A 19,340-nucleotide genomic window follows, 5' to 3' on the forward strand; every position below is an offset into this window, starting at 1 on the left:
AGCGAGCGAGGATATGCCGCGAAAGCCCCTTGCAGGCAAGGCCTGGTGGCGGATAGGCCATTGGGGCGTCCGCTTCCTACCGATGGTTGCTGAGCTAGCCGCAGTGGTTGCCCTGGAACGACCGGCAAGCGGAGCGCGCAGGCCGTAGGCCGGAGGCGTGAGGATGGAAGCCCGAAGGGCCAAGACCCGGCGTGCTTTTGGCCGGGGCTTGGTTCACGACAGCCGCCCCCCGAATGGGGGCACGCCCATAGCGCGCTGCCTCGTTTCCCCTAGCGTTTACTGGGGAATTACTCAAAAAAGAGTTGCCATACGTGTCAACTTTTGCAACCATGAACCCAGTCAGATGATCTTTGCGAGACCTGGCAAAGCGGCTCCTAACCGCGATGCCGAAAAAACCGCCCTCCTACGGCGGTTTTTTTTTGCCCATAGAAATGCTCGCCAACCCGTTTTGTGATGGCACAGCGACAGCGGAGCCGGTAAGATCGCCAGCAGTCAGTTGTGACGTGCGAGCCGGGTGGGGTGCTTCCCGTCTAAAGATTCACTGCCAGGGACGCGGGCGTAGGAACCCGCGCGGATTTGATCCCCGGTTAACACCAGCCCCGCCCGCGTCTCGCAAAGATCATCTGACAATGCTCTTGTCAGTGCCATGTGTTCCGGAAAAGCATTGATAGGGACAGAGGCCCCAATCGAGGTCTTTGGAGATGAAAAATTTCCTAAAGAATCTCTCTATTCAGGTGCTCGCAAAGCTCCTGGTAGAGGCGATTCGCGATAGTTGGAACGGCTAATACCTGACTGACGGAGAAAGCCCGCTGAGGCCTCGGCCAACGCGGGTTTTCTTTTGCCCGCTATTCGCCTCGCTCGTTGTCCAGCTGGTGCCATAAATCGTCCTCGATGAACTCCGCGTAACGGTCGGCCACCTCGGCGCAGCCGTTGCGGCCTAGATCGCTGGGGTGACCATCTGCGTCGTACGCCACACCAGAAAGCACCCTGAATTCCAGCTCGCGATATCCCTGTGCGTCCCAGTCGCTGGACCATAAGCCTGGGTTAGGATCGGCCTCGATCACATCCGTGATTTCACACTGGATAACACAGGCCTCGGCGTCGATATGAACCTCATACACAATCGCCTCCCGGCGCATCTTCGCCTGGTTACACAGGGTCGGTGTCGCTCTCCAGACTGATGGCCGATGCCGGCTTATCGTCCCTCAGAGCGATGTACACGGCGTGGCGAACTTTGCCGGCTGGGGTCAACTCGGCAAACTTCACCTCGCACACAAGCTGAGGCTCTACCCATACCACGACGCCGCCCTGCAGCTTGGGCGGCGTACGTAAAGCCGACGTTCTCCGTACCAATGGGCCGAGCCGATTTTTGAGCCTGTCCAGCTCGCGTCCGGTGAATCCCGACCTGACACGACCAGCGTACTGCAGCTGGCCAGCGTCATCATGCAGACCGATCAGCAGCGAGCCGATGCCGGCAGAGCTCCGGGTGTAGCCCAAGATCACGAACTCTTGCCGCTGCACGCATTTGAGCTTGATCCATGAGCCATCCCGCTCTCCGGCGTAGGTACTGCCCAACCGCTTGCCTACTATGCCCTCGATACCGAGCGCGCAAGCGCTGGCCAGCAAATGCGCCGGATCCGCTTCGAGGGTTTCTGAGAACCGCACCTGGTCAAGGTCGACCTGTTCCAGCAATACCCGTAGCAGGTTGCGGCGCTGCTCGACAGGCCGGGGTCTGAGGTCCACGCCGTCGATGAACAAGAGGTCGAAGGCGAAGTAGATCAAGCGGTCGGTGTCGCCGATGGCAAAGGCTTCCTGCAGGGACTGGAACGCTGGTCGGTCGTCGTCGTCTTGCACGACCACTTCACCATCTAACCAAGCGCCACGGATGGGAAGTGACTGCAGGTCCTGGGCAAGACGCGGCATCCGCTTCGTCCAGTCGTAACCGTTTTTAGTGAACAGAGCCACGCCGGCATCGATGCGGGCAAACATGCGGTAGCCATCGAACTTGATTTCGTAAGCCCAGTCGCCGGCTGGTGGCCGTGTCACCAAGGCCACCAGCTGCGGCTGGATGCGAGCAGGGACCGCACTTTTCTTGGTAGCCATGACACCTGCGCCTCAATGGCACTCGATATGGTGTGGATTCTCCTGCAGACGGAAAGATCCGCCTTTTGTCCAGGCGGCTCTAGCCGCGCCGTACGGCCTGCATTACTGTATATGCAAACAGTATCAATTCGGTGCCCCATGAACGTTGTATCTATTCAGCCCCTTCGAGACTCAAGCCAGCTCATTTCGGTACTCGCCGGAACAGCTGCAGGCGGCTTTCCCAGCCCTGCAGCTGATTACTATGAGCCGCCGATTTCCTTGGATGAGTTGCTGAATATTCGGGCGCCGCATGTTTGGATTGTGCGTGTCCAGGGCGAAAGCATGCGTGACGCGGGAATCTACGACGGCGGGGTGCTGATCGTAGACCGATCGATCACTGCTAGAACCGGCCAGATCGTTCTGGCCTACGTGGATAACCAACCGCTTGTGAAACGGCTGGCCAAGGCCCCCGATGATCGTTGGCTGTTGGAATCGGCCCACCCGGACTATAAAACCATCACCCCCGATCAGTACGGCTCGATTGATGTGTTCGGGGTTGTTACCTGGGACCTGACCAAGCATGTCTGCTGACAGCTCCCGACCTATCTTCGCCCTGGTAGACGTCAACTCGTTTTACTGCAGCTGCGAGCGCATTTTTAGACCGGAGCTGCGGCAGCGCCCGGTCGTCGTTTTAAGCAATTCGGACGGCTGCATCGTGGCCCGTACGAACGAGGCTAAAGCCCTCGGCTTGAAGATGGGCGATCCCTATTTCAAGGTACGCGGTTTCCTCGAACAGAATGGTGTCGCGGTGTTCAGCTCCAATTACACGCTCTATGGCGAATTGAGTTACCGCGTTGGCGTAGCCATCGCCTCCCTGGTACCCGATTGGGAGCGTTATTCCATTGACGAACTGTTCTGCAGGCTAGATGGCCTTCCCGAGCCGATCATTGATGTAGGCCGGGCCATTCAAGCCCGCGTCCTGCAATGGACGGCGCTGCCAGTGGGTGTGGGCATTGGGCATACGAAAACTTTGGCCAAGGCCGCGCAGCACGCCTCAAAAGTGTGGCGTGAGAAGACTGGCGGGGTAGTGGATCTGCGCAAACCAGAGGCGGTCGAATGGCTGCTCCGGCGAATGCCGGTTGATGAGGTTTGGGGTATCGGGCGCCGTATGCGCGACAACCTGGCCAGCGACGGGATCAGCACCGCTTGGGAACTATCGCAAGCGGATGCGCGGGCCATGGGTCGCAAATACAGTGTCGTACTGGAGCGGACCATTCGTGAGCTGGCAGGCGAGTCGTGCATGGACCTGGAACAGACCGCGCCGGCCAAGCAATCGATCTGTTCCAGCAAGATGTTTGGAAAGCGGGTTCACACGCTCAGAGAGCTTCAGGAAGCACTGGCGACCTACATTCACCGTGCCGCTGAAAAGCTGCGCATGCAGCGTTCGCTATGCGGCGCTCTACGCATTGGCATCCAGACTTCGTTTCATGGCGACGGACCCAAGTACGCGAACGCAGCGACGTGCATTCCGGCTTTCCCAACCGATGATGTGCGGCAGCTGACGAAATCTGCACTGCAGGCGGCAGCAGAGATCTACCGGCCTGGCTTTGCGTATAGCAAGGCCGAGGTGCTGCTGATGGACCTGCGCAAGCGGGGAGAGTACACGCAGGATCTTTTCAGCCCAAGCCAGCCGGAGCGCTCGGATGCGCTCATGGCAACGATGGACAAGATCAACCGCCGATGGGGGCATGACTGCTTGCGTACTGCAGCGGTCCCACTGACGCCTGACTGGGGCATGCGTCGTGCCCTGCTTAGCCCTAGTTACATGACCAGCTGGGATCAGTTGTGGACGGTGCAGTGTCGGTAATTCTCGCGTGCGAGAATTAGCTAAAGCTCGGCTTTAGCCTGGGCCGACAATCGCTTGCGCCGGGCGCCGATGCTGGCTCGCGAAACGCCTGCCAGCTTCGCCACCAGCGCATCAGGCACCTTGCCCAGCAAGTGATCGTAGCGGGACGCTACCGAAACACGCTTGTAGGGCTGAATGCCCAAGAAGGCGCAGCGCTGCATTATCACAGGGTACGGTACGCCGGTTTTCCGGCTGATCTCTGTCGGCGTCATGGTCGCAAACAATGATTCGTAACCCAGCAACGGGCCGTGAAAGTCTGGTACTGGATCTGGTGTTGCACTGCCTAGCAACGGCGGGATGGGTTCAAAGCCAAGCCCCTCACGTACGTCCTGCACCAGGTCCAAATCAACGCCGGCGAGCTGGGCGATCTCCTGGTCACTGACGTAGCCAAACAGCGGCTTATAGGGCCTCAGATCGTGCCCGATGGGCAGCACCTGCTTGCGTGGCGCGGGCCGGAAAAAGGGCAAGATGCCCAACGACTCGCGGTAGGCCTTGACGCTTTTGGCGTCCACGCCGCAGCGGGCAGCTATCGAGCTGTCTGCGACAAAGCCTAAGAGATCTTTGAAGGGTTCGATTTTTTTGCCGACAGACCATGGAGGAATCCCCAGTTGCTCACGGCGACGGCGCACGCGGTGCGGGGTCGAGCCGATCAACCGGGCCAGTTCAACGTCCTTGATCTGGCCCAACTTGCAGTCGTACAGCGCCCAGTCAATGGTGGTCATCTTAGGGGTGCCGAGCCGGGGGGAATGCGGGAATGCTCAAGCCTCGCGGGTCCGCACTGGCGTCCCACGACCACCATCCGGTTGGCCCGTAGTGCCGCGTGTAGTAGGCGCACTTCACTTCCTTGCGGGCCAGGTACTTCGGATCCTGACGCCCGTAAACTTCCATCGGTAGCTCCCTGCCGGCGCCTACGTCCATCAGCCAGAAATCGGGAAACACCTGTTCCTGATCCGCATCAAAACGCATCGGCTTGATGAATCTGCGCCCCTGATCGCGGAGCAACGCCTCGATCACCGCCTCATAACCCGACTCAACGGGTATCCACTCGTCACTGACAACCATCAGGGCCACATTGAGCGCTTGGGCTTTGCTGGGCACTGTGGGTTGATCTGTCTGGACAATGGCAATCACTCGGCGTCCTTCGCGCCATCCACGCAGCGCGGCGGCGTAGCTCCTGGCGGTCCTCTGCCATAGTTCTTCGTCCATGAGCAGCCGCGGTACTCCGTGGAAGCCAGCGATGGCGAGATAGCCGCTCATTGCGTGTTCGCGTTCTTCGGAGTGCGCCGCCAAGGGGGCGACGACGATTAGGCGGCGTTTGTTTCTGATCGCGCTGGCCACCTTTTGACTGTTGGCGTCGGCCTGCAGGCCAGCCGAACTCGTAGCAATGAGCAGAGCGTCACCAATGCGCATGCGCGAAGCGAGCATGCGGTCTGCAGCGTGCTGCAGACGGCTGTGAATCAGGCCGAGTCCGCGCTTGCCCGCCATACCTGGTACCCACTGGTTGAGGCCTGCTTCGCTCCAGAGCAAGTGGAGCAAGCCACACAAGGTCATCGCCGGTTTGGAAGGCTTGCTGCTCGATGGGGCAGGGGAAGTACCCTCCATCGGCTGGTTTTCTGCCGGATCCTTCTTGCGAAGCGAAAGGGTGAGCTTGATCTTGAGGTCGCCATCCTTGGTTTCTTCGACCACGCCCTTGCTGTAGGCACCTAATCCCGATTTGTCGGGATCAGGCGAGTAGTACAGGCAATCAAGCGCATGCTCGGCGCCGGTGTGCGGATAGCGGGACAGGTGAAACGAATCCTGTTCGGATCTGTGCCGTACGGCCAAGCGTCGAGTGCCTTTGCCTGGGCACAAGCAACGCACCAGGGCCTGGCCGTGTGCTTTCTGCAGTATGCCTTTCCACTGCACCGCATAGCCTGGCTGGGTCTGGTAGGCCTCGGAATACTGCTTGGCATTCTCGCCTTGTCCGATGCTTACCGGGTAACGTTGATCGGCCATCGCTGCTTCCTCCGTGTCGCTGTGAAATCTCCAGCGCTCGATGTACAATAAGCGCGTGGATTTTTGCTCCTTCGCAAAAACCTAGAAACCCGCAAGCATTGCCGTGCTGCGGGTTTCGTCTTTTATGGCCGCTCGGCCATTCAGGCTTTGAAGCCGCCCAGCTCGATGACTGGCGCAACCTGGGAAATATCGATCTGAGTGGTAGTGCCGTTAGCACTGCGAAATTCCATTTCCATCGACGGTGGCGCTTCGTGCTGCAGCTGCTCCACGCAGCGTTTATTCAGCAACTCAAAAAGCCATTCCGCATCATTGACCGCATCCACTGGATCACGCGGCAGCGCTTGCTGCAGGCTGTGTTTGAGCCAGTAAGAAGTGGTTGGATCAGCCAATGCGGCCGCAATATCGGCGTCTGCTTCGCTGGCCATCAATGCCTTGTTTGCAGGTTTGGTTGTGGCCTGGATGGCCAGCTGGTCGATGGCCACCAGCTCCTGCTTGGTCGCCTCATCCAAGCCACTGTCAAAGTGAACCAGCTGGGTCAGTCCGGTCAGTTGCCACCAGGCCGAAGAAATCCCTTCATTGCGGTCTGCCCCACTGGGCAATGCCAAAGCCCCGGTCAATTCCACCAGGTGTTGCTTGGCCGATTCGATAAGAGCCTGCTGCAGGCGCGCATAGCGTTCATCAGACATTTTCGGTTTCCTCGGTTGCTGACTTCTGCGCCGCATCGAGAGCGGCGACAACGGTGCAGTGGTCAAGCGACACAGCGCCTGACAAACCATCCACGAAGATGACGGCCTGGCCACACATCACCCACGCATTGCCCCTTGTTTCGGCGCGATGTGTTTCACCCTGCCCGTAAATTTCGGCGTAGCTGACCAGGGCACCATGCTTGTAGGTGGTGTTCCAGTCGTGGCACTGGGCCTTGGCGTGCAGCTCTTGCTGTTCAAAGCTCATGGTGGTTGGCTTCGGCATCGGGCTTTCCTTGCGTGTTAGGTGAATTGAATGAAGAAATAACCCGCATCGGCGCCTTGCGGTGCCTTACGGGCCTGCTGATCAAGAATGAGGTGGCCAATGCCATCCTCAAAGATGCCTTCGTACCGAGGCCCTATGTCCTCCAGCTCTGAGGCGTTTAGCTGTAGCAGCCACATGTAGCGGGAGCTGGGTTCATAAATCGGGTCCTGCAGAAAAGCAGGTCGGCCTGACACCTTGCTGATTTCCAGACCGAAATCATCGTCCTCCAGCTCGGCATCTTCCTCTGCCTCGGTGAATTCCTCCTTGCGGATGAATGCACGGTCGAGAATGAAGGCCGAGTCGGGTGGCGACAGCTCATGATCGGTGAGGGTGTGGAGAATCACCCTCGCATACCCGCTATCCCGTGCAGCTTGCAGCTCTGATTGCTGATGCACCGTGTATCGCCGCATGGTCGACAGGTTGAAACCGTTGGCCTTACGGTTCGGCGCAATGAACACCGTCATGGCCATGCCAGGCGGCAGGAAACTAACTGGCAATAAGGCCTCGGTGATCGTACAGAGCGGGGTCAGAGGAACCTTAGTGTCCGGCAATACCGGCCACAACGCAGGATCGTTCATCCGTACGCTGCCGCCGAATTGACCGATTCCTAGGTCCTCTTTGCTGAATGTGATTTTCCACATAGTCCCTCCTTGGCGTTTCTGGCGTCAGTTGCCGTGGGGGATAGAAGGCATATCCGGCAACATTCCTTCCAGTGATTCCTGCGCGGGTGGATCCATACCTGGCCCTGCAGGTAGCTGAATGTCGCCGTCTTCCATTGTCGGCAGCTGCTTGAGCTTGGCATCGCCCAAATCGGCCTGGTCCTCGGTCGATACCAGTACCCGAGCGTTAAACAGGGCGAACTGCAGGTTGTCCCTTTTATCCGCCCATGCAATTCGGCTGTTCACTACATAAGCGAGCGTCCCGCCACGTTGGCCACCGACGCTGATGGTCTGTATCCAGTTATGCTTGGTCAGAATGGCAATGGCTCGTTTGGTGGTAGCGACAGACGTTTCCATCAGCTTGGCCAGAGTGGCCTGACTGATGATCAGCGCACCTTGCTTGTCCATGTGTTGCACGAGGATGTGCATCAGTTGAGCAGCGCGGGGCGCTTGTGCTGTCAACGCAGCCCACGCTTCATGGCCAGCGCGTTCAGTCTGTACCCAAGTACCGCGCTGGGCCGGCTGCGCATAGGCGCGGATCTCGTTATTGTCACTGGCCATTAAGCCTCCTACGGTGTCGTTACGTGATCGATATCTTCCAGATTTGTTAGATATCGTTCATGAGTCACGCATACCCTAGCTCATCTGGTGAGCGATGGGTAGCTCATCCTTGCACGTTATCTTCCAAATCTTGTGAGATATCTCTCACACATGAGCTAGGGGTAGCTCATCGAGGGGGGTAGCTCATACTGTGAGCTAACCTAGCTCACGGATGATGAGCTAGGGGTAGGTCATAGATAGTGAGCGATGGTCGCTCACAGATCATGATCGGAGGTTCGTGCATAGTATGAGCGAGGTGCTGCCCTGCAGGCCGCGAATTACAAGGCCCGGCAAGTCGTCGTTCTTATGATCTCCTAACCCCAGCTGCATTTGCTTTGGCTGTTAGGGCCTCAAAGTCGCCTGCCGGCGGCGGCCAGTCGTGAATGGCTGACAGACTCCGGCTGCGCCTGCGCTAGTCACCCATTCCCGCCCGGCTCGACTGACAGCTCATCACGAATACGCATCACGGTGGTGGTTGAACAGTTCGCGTGCCTGGCAGTAGCGCGAATCCCGAGGTTCGCGCCCAGTAGCTCACGCACCCGCTTGCGCAGGTCCTCGTTCACTGGTCTGCCCTTGTACACACCAGCTGCTTTCGCTTTGACGATGCCCTGACTCTGCCGCTCCCGCCGCTGCTGATAATCCTTGCGGGCAATTGCCGCCATCATGTCGATCATCATGTAGTTGATAGCCGACAGCATCCTGTCTGTGAATTCATCGTTGGTGGGCAGGGTCATGCCCTGGTGACTGGTAGGGAGGTCGATAGCGACGATACGCAGACCGCGCTGGTCAATCGCGGCCCTGAGTTCCCGCCAATCCTGATCACCCATGCGCGATAGTCGATCAATGCTCTCCACCAGCAACACATCGCCTCGCTTGGCGTCTTTCAGCAAGCGGATGAGTTCTGGCCGGTTGGCATGGGAGCCGCTGGCGTTCTCCATGTAACTGGCCGCAATGGCGAGGCCGAAGCCGGCGACGAATGCTTCCAGCTGATCACGGGCGCGGCTAGCGTCCTGATCATCGGTCGAAGCTCGTAGGTAAGCGCGGATGAACATTGGGAATACCGTATCAGTATGGGTGTACTCAAATCAGTGTATCAGAATGGGTGTATTTTTTGTTTCCGAGCCGAAGGGGCAGGGCAGGGCATCCCTGTATCATATGGGGTATACCCATTTGTGACGATATAGTTTCCCGGTCCCCGAAGTGACGAATGCGAGGGTTGGGCGCCTGGCCAGCCGCCTAGCCCGTGGGCGCAATGTCAGTCAATTCGTCACTTTAGGGACCGGTCCATTCGTCACTCCAGGGACCTGGATCAGCCTTGCAGTTTGCTGAATTCGCGATACAACCGCGCCAAGAGAGGTTGAGCGGCTTCCAACTCGGCCAGTTCTGCCGAGGTAACTTTTCGACGTTCCAAAGCGCTTACCACGGGTGCTGCCAGCTTCTTGGCTTCTTCCTCGCCGAAGTCTTTGACCCATTGGTCATATCCGCCTGGGTATCGGCCCTGTTCTCCGGCCTGACGCAGATCAAACAGCGCCTGGTCATCCTCCTGGTGCGCGTGCTTCAACTGCTCAGTCCATTTCTTTCGGTCTGACAGCTCAGGGCCGAAGATTTCGAGCAGCCGGGTATCGGCCAACGTACGCAGTGAACGGTTGATACCCGCCAAGCTTTCCTGCAATGGCTGCAGCAGCTGGGCGAGATCCTTATCGGTTGGGGTGGTCATGGTTCAACGTCCTTGGTGGTCATGGAATGTGTCTGCCAGTACCGAAGCCGTTCGGCGTCGGCCTCCAGCACGAAGCGATCAATCATTTCGGCAGGTGCGCAGATCTGCGCGCACCGCCAGCCCTCCGGGGTCTGTGTCAGGTAACTGGAATAGATCTTGTCGCGGATGGCCAAGGCGCGCTGCTTGGTAAGTCCGTGCGCATTGGCGACCGCGACAAGGCCCTTGCCTTCGACCAGGATCTCGAAGGCTACGTCGAGGCTGCGTGAGTGCATTTTCGACTTGGTGCGGATCCGCTCGAATTCCTCTCGGGGGATCCGCAGGTCCTGGTCAGGATGCCGGGCGGTCATTCAGAGTCTTTCCATCGCTCGGCCAGCTGCGCACGGGCTTTCTCCAACTCGGCCTTGAGGTAGGTGTTTTCCGAGGTGAGGGTTTCCACCTGTGCTGACAGCACAGCGTTTGCCTCGCGCAGTTTGCCCAACTGGTCATCGAGCAGGGTTTGCTGGGTCGAGTTCGCCGGTGCGCCTTTATCGGATCCTTTCTTGGATCCGCCGTTATGTACGCGGAGGGCTTTGGTGTTGCGCAATGTGGTGCGGACCTCCTGGCGGAGGTTCAGGTCTTCATTGCCCTCTGCGCGCTCCAGTAGATCCGCAGCAGCTTGCGGGTCCAGTTTATCGAGGCGGCTGATATCGTTGACCGTCGAGATATCCGCAGTGATGCCACGGGCGACCGCCTCGCGGCCTGCGCCTTCCTTGGTGACGTTCACCAGATAGGAAAGGCGTTCAGCCACCCAGTTTATCCCTTTGGACCATTCAGCAGCGACCTTCTCCAGGGTGCCGAGCCTGTCCTTGTCTTCCTGCAGGGCAAGTGCCAGTTCCAGCTGAGTGAGGTTTTCGCTGTGAACGTTTTCGGACCGCTGAATGCGCTTCGCTTGAGCATCGGTGAGGTCTTTCACCGTCACTTCGACCAGCACACCCGCAATGATGCACGCCCTATAACGGCGTTCACCGGCAACCATCAGGTACTTGAAGCCTGACTCAGGGTTTGGGTGCAGTCGTATTACGCAGGGTTCGATCTGGCCGTTTACCAGAATGTCGTCCGCCAGTTCCCGCAGCGATTCCTCAGAGAATCCTGGGTTGTCTTGGCTACGGATCTGCTTCACACACTCGATTTCGCCAGGGTTGACCTTTTCAATCAGCGCACCTTCGTTGGCCGGGCGCTTTTGAAAGTCGGAAAGCTTTTTGGCCGTCGCCGCAACTGCACGACCAAAGGAGTTTTTCTTCTCCGTCATGATTCAATCCTCACTCCGCAAAGACCTTGCTAAGCACCGCTGCGCAGGCCCGTTTCATTTCTTTACCCGCATCCCGCTGACTCCCGCTGCGAGCTTTACGCCACACAGGGTTGCCGGCTGCCAGAGATTTGTTGATGCAGGGGCGGTGGGTGATTTGTTCGTTGAACATGGCCTCGCCGTGTTCCTCGCGAAGGCTCGGCAAGATCTCCAGTTCTTCGCTTGAGCGGCTATTGATGAGGTTCGGCAAGAAACCTAGGAAACGCAGGCCCGGGTTGTATTGATCCTGCACAGTTTCAATTGTGGCCATCAGCTTCGGCATGCGAGCCAGCGTGAATGCGCTGATGTTGAACGGAGTGACAACTGAGTCAGAAGCCGCTAGGGCGGCAATCATGCGGCGCTGCAGGTTCGGCGGAGTATCGATCAAGCAAAGGTCGAACTCGTCATTGAAGCGGTCCAGAGCCTTGGCGAGATTGGTTACAACGTCCAGCTCCATATCATCCACATCCAGCAGCGCTACGTCGGCCTCGATCAGCCAGATGTTGGGCGCAACCTGGCGCGGGACGAAGCCGGCGTGCTCGTCAGTGAAAAGCTGACTGGCCATGAGGTAGGGCGTATCGTCGCCATCCTCGATAGGGGGGAAGAACTGCGACAGGTCGCTTTCGTCCAGGTCGAGTACAAGCACACGTTTACCTTGTTCTGCTGCATAGCAGGCCAGGTGGGCTTCAAGGGTGGTTTTGCCAACGCCACCCTTTTGGTTCGCAACGGCAGTGCGTTTCATGGTGACCTTCCTATGATCTCCGGTGGAGCAGTGGATTGAACGTGGGATCATGCTTGCATCAGTAAACCCCATAGTCAACCCCTAAAAAGGGTTTACTAGATTTTCTCGCATGCGGGAAATTGATAAGGGTCACGGATCAGCGCTGTGGCTTTCTCGCATGCGAGAAAGGTAGGGAAGGGAGTTGCTACACTGCGCGCACGTCAACATGTGTCGTACGGGATGGTTTCCTTGCGTACAGATCCTGTTGGCCAGGGTGGCAGTTCGGGGCGGCTCCCAGCTGCCACCTGACCACCCTCCAAAGCCCGTCCTAGACCGTTCGTCGGGCAATCTGAGCAAAACGTATTTCTCGTTGTCTGCTGCGCGAGGTGTCTCATCCCCGAAACACCTTGTTACCCGGCACGAAGCCGGCGTCCGTGCATTGCAGATGCCAGAAATATGGATATTTCCTTTTCAAATCAAAGACCTATTCAAATCACACCCTTACCAGGCGTTAGCCAGGGGCTTGGCCGTTCGTCGCCGAATGTGATGGATCCGATATTTCTCACAGTGAAACCTTGATTTCGTGAAATGAAAGGCATATCTTAAACCACGAAACACGGATTTCATGGATCAAAACTCGAAAGAGGGAAGAAATGCGAGGTGGGATCTAGAACAAAATCGAAGAGGACTCCAGTATCGCCCCTGTATTTGGCCAAGAGCTGCCCAGGGGAAGAGATGCAGAGCCTAGAGAAGAAAGATCTGGCGGTTTTCGCCGTCGCCCAGCCGGATTACCGAGTAATCCTTAATGAAAGGCAGGAAAGCGACGGTCGGAAATGGGAATTAATCATTGAGAGCCCTTCAACGGGACAACGCTTCAACGTAGTAACCTCGTTAGGGAAAACACGGTTATTTAAGAATGCCGATACTGCTATCGACTTCATAAAGGATACCTGCCCTAACAATCCTAATAAGGCAATAACCGTAACGTACGGGGGTTCCCCGTCATGATCAAAGAGGCAATGGTATGCAACTCTCTGCTCGCAAAACTCAACGCAACGTAGGTATCAACGACAAACAAACCTGGCGGACCTGGCTCAAGGACAAAGCCACTGCAACTCTGAAACAAGTTCTCTCGCAAAAGACTCCATCGCACAAGGCATTGATGCGCGATGACTGGATGGCCAAGGCCACCAAGATCGCAGTGTTGGGGTCGCTGTTCTCCTTCGCAATCCTCCCTGAAATCGCCAACGCGGCAATGGATTTCAGCGGCCTGAAAAACCTGGCCAAGGACGTAGTGTCCTTCCTCATCTTTGATATCGGCTACTACCTGGGCATCGCAGCCATTGCGTTCTGCGGTTTCCAGGCCAAGTCGGGCCGTATGTCGTGGGGCCAGTTCGGCTGGGCTGTTGCCGGCGTGTTCCTGGTGTTCTTCTCGCCAAACCTGGTCGATACCATCAAAACCGGTGCGCAAACCGCACTGAAGTGAGGTAAGCGATGGCCGAGTACGACGACCTTGAAGAAGGTGAAGTGCTCGTATTGGCAATGGCCCGGCCTTCAATGGTCGGACCATTCACATTGTCGAGCATTCTTATAAGTCTGATAGCACCTGTGCTGTTAGCACTGTTGATTCGATCACTGTACCCGTTGGGTCTTATCCCAGTCTTGTTTGTCATTTCGTATTGGATATGCAGTAAAGACGTATATCTATTCGGAGTTTTACAGGCAGCAAGTAACTTGAAGGCATCGCGGTTACGCAAACTTTGGGGGTATCGCAGTTATGCGCCTCGTTGATAAGGCATTCAAAAAGCTGACGCGAAATATGGATCTTTCGCTTGGTGTTCAGCATCCAGAAGCTGCGGCACTGGATGATGATGAAATGCTGGTGAGCGCAATGGTGCCGTATGACGTCCACTACGATGACGAAACCGTTATCACCAGCGAGGAAGCGCTGGTCCAAGTCATCAAAGTGGACGGCCTCTTGTTCGACTCGCTTTCTGCCGAGCAGATCAAGCGCTTCGAGCAGCAGCGCAACACTGTGTTCCGCACCATCGCAAGCAGTGACCTGACTGTCTACGTCACGTTCGTGCGCCGCAAGGTGACCGACTTTCCTGATGGCGTAGGCGGTACCTGGTTCTCCCAGCAGTTCAACAAGCGTCTTCGCCAGCGCTACGAGAGCCGTGGTTTCTACATCAACGATATCTACATTTCGTTGGTAAGAAGGCGTTTTCGTGCGGGTATGCCTGGTCTGATGGATCGGGCTATCGCGCTGATGACCGGTACCGAGGCCACCAAGAATGAAGCGGAATCGCTGGATGCGATGGCCGACTCGCTCTACAAGGCCTCCAACCTGGTGCTGCGTAGCCTGGCTGACTACGGTACTCGCCGGCTACGGGTGCAGCGTCATCCTGAGCCGCGTATGGGCCGTATTGATCGTGAAACCGCGTTCAACGCCGTGCAGCGTTTCCAGCTGCAGTGGCATGACTTCAAGGCAACGGTTGGTGATCACGAAGTCTACGAAGCGGAAGCCGTGCATGACTTCCTGGGTGAGGAATTCTGCGAGCTGAGCAGTTTCTTCAACTACCTGATCAACCTCGACAACCGCAAGGTGCCCGTGTCGGACCTGCTGATCAGAGAGTCGCTGCCATACGCCCGGCTGAATTTCCGGGTCCTGGCCAACATGTGCGAGATCCGTGGCAGCACCGAGTCGAAAATCGGCGCGATGCTAAGCATGGGCGAGTGGCCGCGCCGTACACCGTCGCGCATGCTCGACAAGTTCCTGCAGCAGCCGGTGGAGTTCATCATCACCCAGTCGTTCACCTTCCAGAACCGGATTGAGGCTGAGCAGGGGATGCTGGATGAAACCCGTCGCATGACCGTGGACGACAAGCACAACATTTCTGAGGACGACCAGAAGGAACTGAAACAAGGTATCAGCGACCTCCGCCGTGGCAATGCGGTCAATGGTGCGCATCACCTGACCATTTTCGTGCATGTGCCATCGCTGCCAATGAATACCGAGGCAAACCGGGAGATCAACCGCAAGCGCCTGGATCATGCGGTTGGGCTGGTGGAAGGTTGCTTTGTTGAAATGCTGGTCAAGCCAGTGCGTGAATGGTTCGCTCTGGAAACCTTCTTCTGGTCGCAACTACCGGGCCAGAAAGAAGCGCTGATCGGTCGACGCGGCAAGATCAAGTCCAGCAACTTCGCCGGGTTTGCATCCTTGCACAACTACGCCCGGGGCCGTCGCGATGGCAACCTGTGGGGGCCTGCGATCACCGCCTTTGAGACGGAGAGCTACACGCAATACAACTTCAATTTCCACCGTGAAATGGAAGGCATGGTAGCGGGCCATTTAGGCATGGCGGCTGATACCGGCATGGGTAAAACCACGCTGCTGACCCTGCTGATCTCCGAGGCAGACAAGGCTGAGCCGCTGGTGTTCTGGTTCGACAACCGCTTTGGGGCAAAGGTGTTCATGAAGGCTATGGGCGGCGTTCACACCACGCTTTCCCCGCACAGCAACATGCGCTGGAACCCGCTCAAGCTGCCCGATACGCCGGAGAACCGTGCGTACCTGGTCGATTGGCAAGTGCAGATGCGCGAGTGCTACGCCTCGACGCCGACCAGTGCCGAAGACATTACCCGGTTCAAGGCAGCAGTGGAGGAGAACTACGGTCTGCCGCTTGCTGATCGCCGTCTGCGTAATGTGGTCTGGACCTACGGCCAGGGCGAACTGGCCGACATTATGGCCATCTGGCATGGCGCCAAAGGTGTTACCGGCGCTAATGCGGGTGTGTTCGACAATGCCGAGGACTCCATCGACTTCTCGCAAGCGCGGCACTACTGCTTTGAAATGATGGAGCTGCTCAAGGGGGGTGAAGCCCGTCCCGAGCTGCCTGTCGTGATGAGCTACCCGCTGCATCGGATCGAGCAGGCCATGAATGGCCGCCCGTTCATCCTGGTACTGGAAGAAGGCCAGAACCTGGTCAAGAACGAGTTTTGGCGCAAGAAAATCGACAACTTCATCATGCAGATCCGCCGTAAGAACGGGCTGATTATCTTCGTGACGCCGGATGCCAAGTATTTCCGCAGCGAAACGGACTCCATCGATAAGCAGACCGTCACCAAGATCTACCTGGCCAGCGACCAGGTGAAAGATGAAGACCATGAAAACCTGACGGTGGCCGAGCGGGAATGGCTACGCAAGCTCAACCCGAAGGAACACAAATTCTTGATCCGTCGTGGTCGGGAATCGGTGCGGGCTTGTTTCGATCTCTCGTCGGATAACCCTGATGAGGACCTGTCCGACTTTATCCCGGTCCTGTCCTCGAATGACGTTGGTGTCGCCCTGATGGATCAGATCATCGAGCGCCTTGGCACCGACGATCCATCGGTCTGGGTACCTGTGTTCATGCAGGAAGCCAAGGCCAAAAACACCCACAACTTGAAGGCGGTTCGATGATGACAACTATCAAGAAACTCGGCTTGGCAATCGCCGTTTCCGTGGCTATATCCGGCCAGGCCTCCGCAACCGGTGTGCCTACTGGTGACGCTGGCACCTGGGCGGCTCTGGCGCAGAACCTGGCTGTGCTGCAACAGCAGTACCAGACGCTGAAAGACCAGTACGAGACGCAGGGCAACATCCTGAACAACCTGCAGGGTGCATACGGTCGCGGCGCGATTGGCCTGAACGAGTCGATTAACTCGGCCTCGGTCGTACCTGGCTCTTGGCAAGAGGTGGTGTCTCGGCAGAACAGCGGCGCTTACGGAAGCAAGCAGAGCTACTACGAGCAGTTGATCAACACTTTGCCGCAGGAGCTGTTCACCGCACCGGAAAGCAATCGTGCCAAGGACTACCAGCTCAGTTCTAACTCGGTTGTGGCTGCGCTGTCCGCAGGTGATGCGCTTTACAGCGAAGTGCAGGTCCATCTGAACAACTTGGCCACCCTGTCCCAGCAAGTGGACCTGACGACCAACGCCAAGGATGCTGCCGACCTGCAGAACCGCATCGCCACTGAAAACGGCATGTTGACCTCGGCCCAATCGAAGCTGCAGGCCCTGAACATGAACCTGCAAGCGAACCTGGCCAACCAGGAAAACCAGGCTACGGCACAGAACGAACAGTTCTTCCGCTGGAAGGACGAAAACTGATTCTCGCGTGCGAGAAAGGAGAAACCCTATGAAAGCGCTCTGGCTGATCCTCAAGGTAATCACCTTCCCGGCATGGGCACCGCTCTGGTTGACCTGGAAGCTTGGCAAGTTTCTGCTGGTTCTGGTGCTGGTGTCCGCCGCCTCGGGTTGCGTAACCAACAGCGGCACCATCGACAAGTCGCCATGCGCCTGTGAATTCACCCCATTTGTCATCCAGCACAAGGAGTCCCGCAATGCGTAAGTTCTTCACCCTGACCAACATCATCTGCGTGGGCGTGGTCGGCTTTGCGGCGGCGTCGATCATCTACGTCAATGTCACCAACATCAATTTCAGCTCTACGCCGGAGGACGAAGCGGCGCCGGTAGTCGAGGTGCAAACCGGCAATCCTTTGCTGAAAGCAACCAAAGACGATGTAGCAGGCTGGTTCCCTGGCACCTGCTTTGCCGAGATCTACATGCAAAACCCGTCGTACAACGGCGGTCTGGTGAAAGGCTGCATCGACAAAACCGCGCAGGAGATCAAGGCCCAAACCGGAGCTGCCTTGAGTGCTGAGGACTTCCGGTCGCCCGAAGTGATCTCCCACTTCAAGACCGTATACGGGGCCGGGAATCCATGGCGCAGCTGACGTTACAAGGCCTGGTTGGGGCCACTGACGAAGTAACCACTTCCTTTGTCAGTGAGGTCTTCCCCAACCTGGCCAGCATGGTAGAGCCGCTGGTATGGACTCTGGCGGTGGGCTACTGGGTCGCTTTGGGTCTGCAGATGTACAACGGCCATGTTTCAGTCAAAGGCTGGGATATCGTCAAGCGGGCCATGTTGACCGCCCTGGTGTTTACCTGCCTGAACTGGTCCGCAGGCGGGACGGTTCTTTATCAGGCCTGGGGCGCTTGGACCGAAAGTATCGCGTCAAAGATCATGAGCGGCGGCGTAAGCACGAACTCCATGCTCGATGCGCTTTACGTCGATATTGGCAAGGTCGCCAGTACGCTGATGAATGTCAGCTGGCGGCAGGCAGCGATGATCTTGATGGGGACCGGCCTGTTTGTGCTGAACTGCATCCTGTTTATCGCGGCTGTGCTGAACATGCTGATTGCCAAGTTTGGTGCAGCAATCGTCATGGCGATACTACCGATCATGATTGGCTTTATCTTCTTTGATGCGGTGCGCCAGTGGGCAATGAACTGGTTTAGCAAGATGCTGAACTTCTCATTGATCTACATCCTGTCGATTGCTGTTGTCCGTTTTGGTTATTCCGTGTTCGGGGATGCAATCAAAGAAGTGGCCGCAACGGCAACTGTTACAGATGCCGCCCTGATCACTGCGCAGCAATGGGGCCAGTTGGTGATTGTTGAGGGTGTCATGATCATTTGCATGCTGCAGGTGCGCGGTTGGGCAGCAGCATTGTCATCGGGCGCGGCTGTTGGTGGTTCATCGCTGGTGCTGATGGCACTGCGTACTTTAGGGGTTCGTAAATAATGGACAAACAAGACAAGCAATTTGATAAGGCTGAAAAAGCCCGTCGTAAGCGTGAAGTCGAAGGCAACAAGACCCGACAAGAGCGCAATCGCTCGCTGTTCTTCCAAGGGGTGCAGGCTATCGCGATCCTGGGGCTTGGCTTCGCCGTGGCAAGCCTGGCGAATTCCAAGACCTATATTCCAGTGGTTACGGTACTGGGAGCTGACGGCGAGGTTCTGAAACAGCGTGTTATCGATCAAGATAACGTCGATCAGGAGCAGGCGATTATCGAGAAAACCCTGTTCGACATGATCCGCGCCTGTGAAACCTTTGACCCCAAACGCAAGCAGCAGCTGTCGGATACCTGTCATACCTACCAGACGCAGCAAGTCGCCAGGGAATATGAGGAAGTCACCAATCCAGAGAACCCACAAAACCCCTATGTTCTGCTGGGTGAAAACGATTGGATCGAAGGGCAGCCGTACTTGATGAACAAAGTTGGTGATGAATATCAAGTTGCGTTCAAGTCGATTACGCATAAATGGGGAGACAAGGAACCGGTAGAACGTCGTTACCTTGCAACCATCAAGATTGCGCATACTTTGGTACCCCGTGCCCTTGGGGATCGTTGGGAGAACCCTTTTGGCACGCTGGCCACTGTGTATCGCAAGAGCGAAGAACTGAGCCGCCGGTAATTCGCTGAACTGACAAGGAAACTAAT

General features: G+C 57.1%; 22 protein-coding genes. 9 read left to right on the plus strand and 13 right to left on the minus strand.

Annotation, left to right across the window (positions count from 1 at the left end; genetic code table 11):
• Positions 1-845: 845 nt before the first annotated feature.
• The gene (locus QMX96_RS16300) at positions 846-1,121 is read right to left on the minus strand and encodes a hypothetical protein (RefSeq protein WP_141562827.1); all 276 of its coding nucleotides are present in this window, start codon (positions 1,119-1,121) and stop codon (positions 846-848) included.
• 28 nt (positions 1,122-1,149) lie between these two features.
• Positions 1,150-2,103 carry a non-homologous end-joining DNA ligase gene (gene ligD / locus QMX96_RS16305; protein WP_050516192.1) on the minus strand — a complete coding sequence of 318 codons (954 nt, stop codon included), beginning with the start codon at positions 2,101-2,103 and terminating at the stop codon, positions 1,150-1,152.
• A 138-nt stretch (positions 2,104-2,241) separates the two neighbouring features.
• Here ligD and umuD point away from each other — a divergent pair, with 138 nt between their 5' ends.
• Together umuD and QMX96_RS16315 are read left to right on the plus strand one after the other, a co-directional pair.
• Positions 2,242-2,673 (plus strand): translesion error-prone DNA polymerase V autoproteolytic subunit, encoded by a 432-nt coding sequence (gene umuD, locus QMX96_RS16310; protein WP_042857716.1) that lies wholly within the window; start codon positions 2,242-2,244, stop codon positions 2,671-2,673.
• A complete protein-coding gene (locus tag QMX96_RS16315) occupies positions 2,663-3,949 on the plus strand; it encodes a Y-family DNA polymerase (protein WP_047710206.1) in 1,287 nt (428 codons plus the stop codon). Before umuD ends, QMX96_RS16315 begins: the two co-directional genes overlap by 11 nt.
• 20 nt (positions 3,950-3,969) lie before the next feature.
• On the opposite strand, the gene QMX96_RS16320 is transcribed toward QMX96_RS16315, so the two are convergent.
• The 11 genes from QMX96_RS16320 to QMX96_RS16370 all read right to left on the minus strand — a co-directional run bounded on the left by QMX96_RS16320 (position 3,970) and on the right by QMX96_RS16370 (position 12,033).
• Complete coding sequence (locus tag QMX96_RS16320) at positions 3,970-4,710, minus strand: hypothetical protein (RefSeq protein ID WP_223625432.1); 741 nt, start codon at positions 4,708-4,710, stop codon at positions 3,970-3,972.
• Position 4,711: 1 nt separating this feature from the next.
• On the minus strand, positions 4,712-5,983 hold the full coding sequence (locus QMX96_RS16325) for a DUF1173 family protein (RefSeq protein WP_047710225.1): 1,272 nt from the start codon (positions 5,981-5,983) through the stop codon (positions 4,712-4,714).
• Positions 5,984-6,123: 140 nt separating this feature from the next.
• On the minus strand, positions 6,124-6,669 hold the full coding sequence (locus QMX96_RS16330; RefSeq protein ID WP_042857714.1) for a hypothetical protein: 546 nt from the start codon (positions 6,667-6,669) through the stop codon (positions 6,124-6,126).
• Positions 6,662-6,952, minus strand: coding sequence for a hypothetical protein (locus QMX96_RS16335; RefSeq protein WP_223625427.1), 291 nt, complete (start codon positions 6,950-6,952; stop codon positions 6,662-6,664). The genes QMX96_RS16330 and QMX96_RS16335 overlap by 8 nt, the downstream gene beginning before the upstream one ends.
• Before the next feature lie 17 nt (positions 6,953-6,969).
• Positions 6,970-7,632 (minus strand): hypothetical protein, encoded by a 663-nt coding sequence (locus tag QMX96_RS16340; protein ID WP_047710205.1) that lies wholly within the window; start codon positions 7,630-7,632, stop codon positions 6,970-6,972.
• A gap of 24 nt (positions 7,633-7,656) precedes the next feature.
• On the minus strand, positions 7,657-8,211 hold the full coding sequence (locus tag QMX96_RS16345) for a helix-turn-helix domain-containing protein (RefSeq protein WP_050516190.1): 555 nt from the start codon (positions 8,209-8,211) through the stop codon (positions 7,657-7,659).
• A gap of 455 nt (positions 8,212-8,666) precedes the next feature.
• Positions 8,667-9,302 carry a recombinase family protein gene (locus tag QMX96_RS16350; protein WP_047710204.1) on the minus strand — a complete coding sequence of 212 codons (636 nt, stop codon included), beginning with the start codon at positions 9,300-9,302 and terminating at the stop codon, positions 8,667-8,669.
• A gap of 257 nt (positions 9,303-9,559) precedes the next feature.
• On the minus strand, positions 9,560-9,967 hold the full coding sequence (locus tag QMX96_RS16355) for a hypothetical protein (RefSeq protein ID WP_042857711.1): 408 nt from the start codon (positions 9,965-9,967) through the stop codon (positions 9,560-9,562).
• Complete coding sequence (locus QMX96_RS16360) at positions 9,964-10,314, minus strand: TrfB-related DNA-binding protein (RefSeq protein WP_028691929.1); 351 nt, start codon at positions 10,312-10,314, stop codon at positions 9,964-9,966. The genes QMX96_RS16355 and QMX96_RS16360 overlap by 4 nt, the downstream gene beginning before the upstream one ends.
• Entirely contained in the window at positions 10,311-11,255 is a 945-nt protein-coding gene (locus QMX96_RS16365; protein ID WP_047710203.1) for a ParB/RepB/Spo0J family partition protein, read from the minus strand. Before QMX96_RS16365 ends, QMX96_RS16360 begins: the two co-directional genes overlap by 4 nt.
• A 10-nt stretch (positions 11,256-11,265) precedes the next feature.
• A complete protein-coding gene (locus QMX96_RS16370; RefSeq protein ID WP_028691931.1) occupies positions 11,266-12,033 on the minus strand; it encodes a ParA family protein in 768 nt (255 codons plus the stop codon).
• Between the two features lie 1,003 nt (positions 12,034-13,036).
• On the opposite strand from QMX96_RS16370, the gene QMX96_RS16375 reads away from it, so the two are divergent.
• The 7 genes from QMX96_RS16375 (at position 13,037) to QMX96_RS16405 (ending at position 19,314) form a co-directional block, all read left to right on the plus strand.
• The gene (locus QMX96_RS16375; protein WP_047710201.1) at positions 13,037-13,498 is read left to right on the plus strand and encodes a TrbC/VirB2 family protein; all 462 of its coding nucleotides are present in this window, start codon (positions 13,037-13,039) and stop codon (positions 13,496-13,498) included.
• Between the two features lie 291 nt (positions 13,499-13,789).
• Positions 13,790-16,474, plus strand: coding sequence for a type VI secretion protein (locus QMX96_RS16380; RefSeq protein ID WP_050516189.1), 2,685 nt, complete (start codon positions 13,790-13,792; stop codon positions 16,472-16,474).
• Positions 16,474-17,163: a type IV secretion system protein gene (locus tag QMX96_RS16385; protein WP_079384125.1), complete on the plus strand. Its 690-nt coding sequence runs from the start codon at positions 16,474-16,476 to the stop codon at positions 17,161-17,163. The genes QMX96_RS16380 and QMX96_RS16385 overlap by 1 nt, the downstream gene beginning before the upstream one ends.
• Before the next feature lie 28 nt (positions 17,164-17,191).
• Positions 17,192-17,404, plus strand: a complete 213-nt coding sequence (locus QMX96_RS16390) for a hypothetical protein (protein WP_042857706.1) — start codon at positions 17,192-17,194, stop codon at positions 17,402-17,404.
• A complete protein-coding gene (locus tag QMX96_RS16395) occupies positions 17,397-17,789 on the plus strand; it encodes a hypothetical protein (protein ID WP_028691935.1) in 393 nt (130 codons plus the stop codon). The genes QMX96_RS16390 and QMX96_RS16395 overlap by 8 nt, the downstream gene beginning before the upstream one ends.
• Positions 17,777-18,640: a type IV secretion system protein gene (locus tag QMX96_RS16400; RefSeq protein ID WP_028691936.1), complete on the plus strand. Its 864-nt coding sequence runs from the start codon at positions 17,777-17,779 to the stop codon at positions 18,638-18,640. The genes QMX96_RS16395 and QMX96_RS16400 overlap by 13 nt, the downstream gene beginning before the upstream one ends.
• A complete protein-coding gene (locus tag QMX96_RS16405) occupies positions 18,640-19,314 on the plus strand; it encodes a type IV secretion system protein (RefSeq protein WP_042857705.1) in 675 nt (224 codons plus the stop codon). Before QMX96_RS16400 ends, QMX96_RS16405 begins: the two co-directional genes overlap by 1 nt.
• The last annotated feature ends 26 nt before the right edge of the window (positions 19,315-19,340 follow it).

This window comes from Pseudomonas sp. PS01300 (assembly GCF_029960155.1).
GTDB lineage: Bacteria > Pseudomonadota > Gammaproteobacteria > Pseudomonadales > Pseudomonadaceae > Aquipseudomonas > Aquipseudomonas palmensis.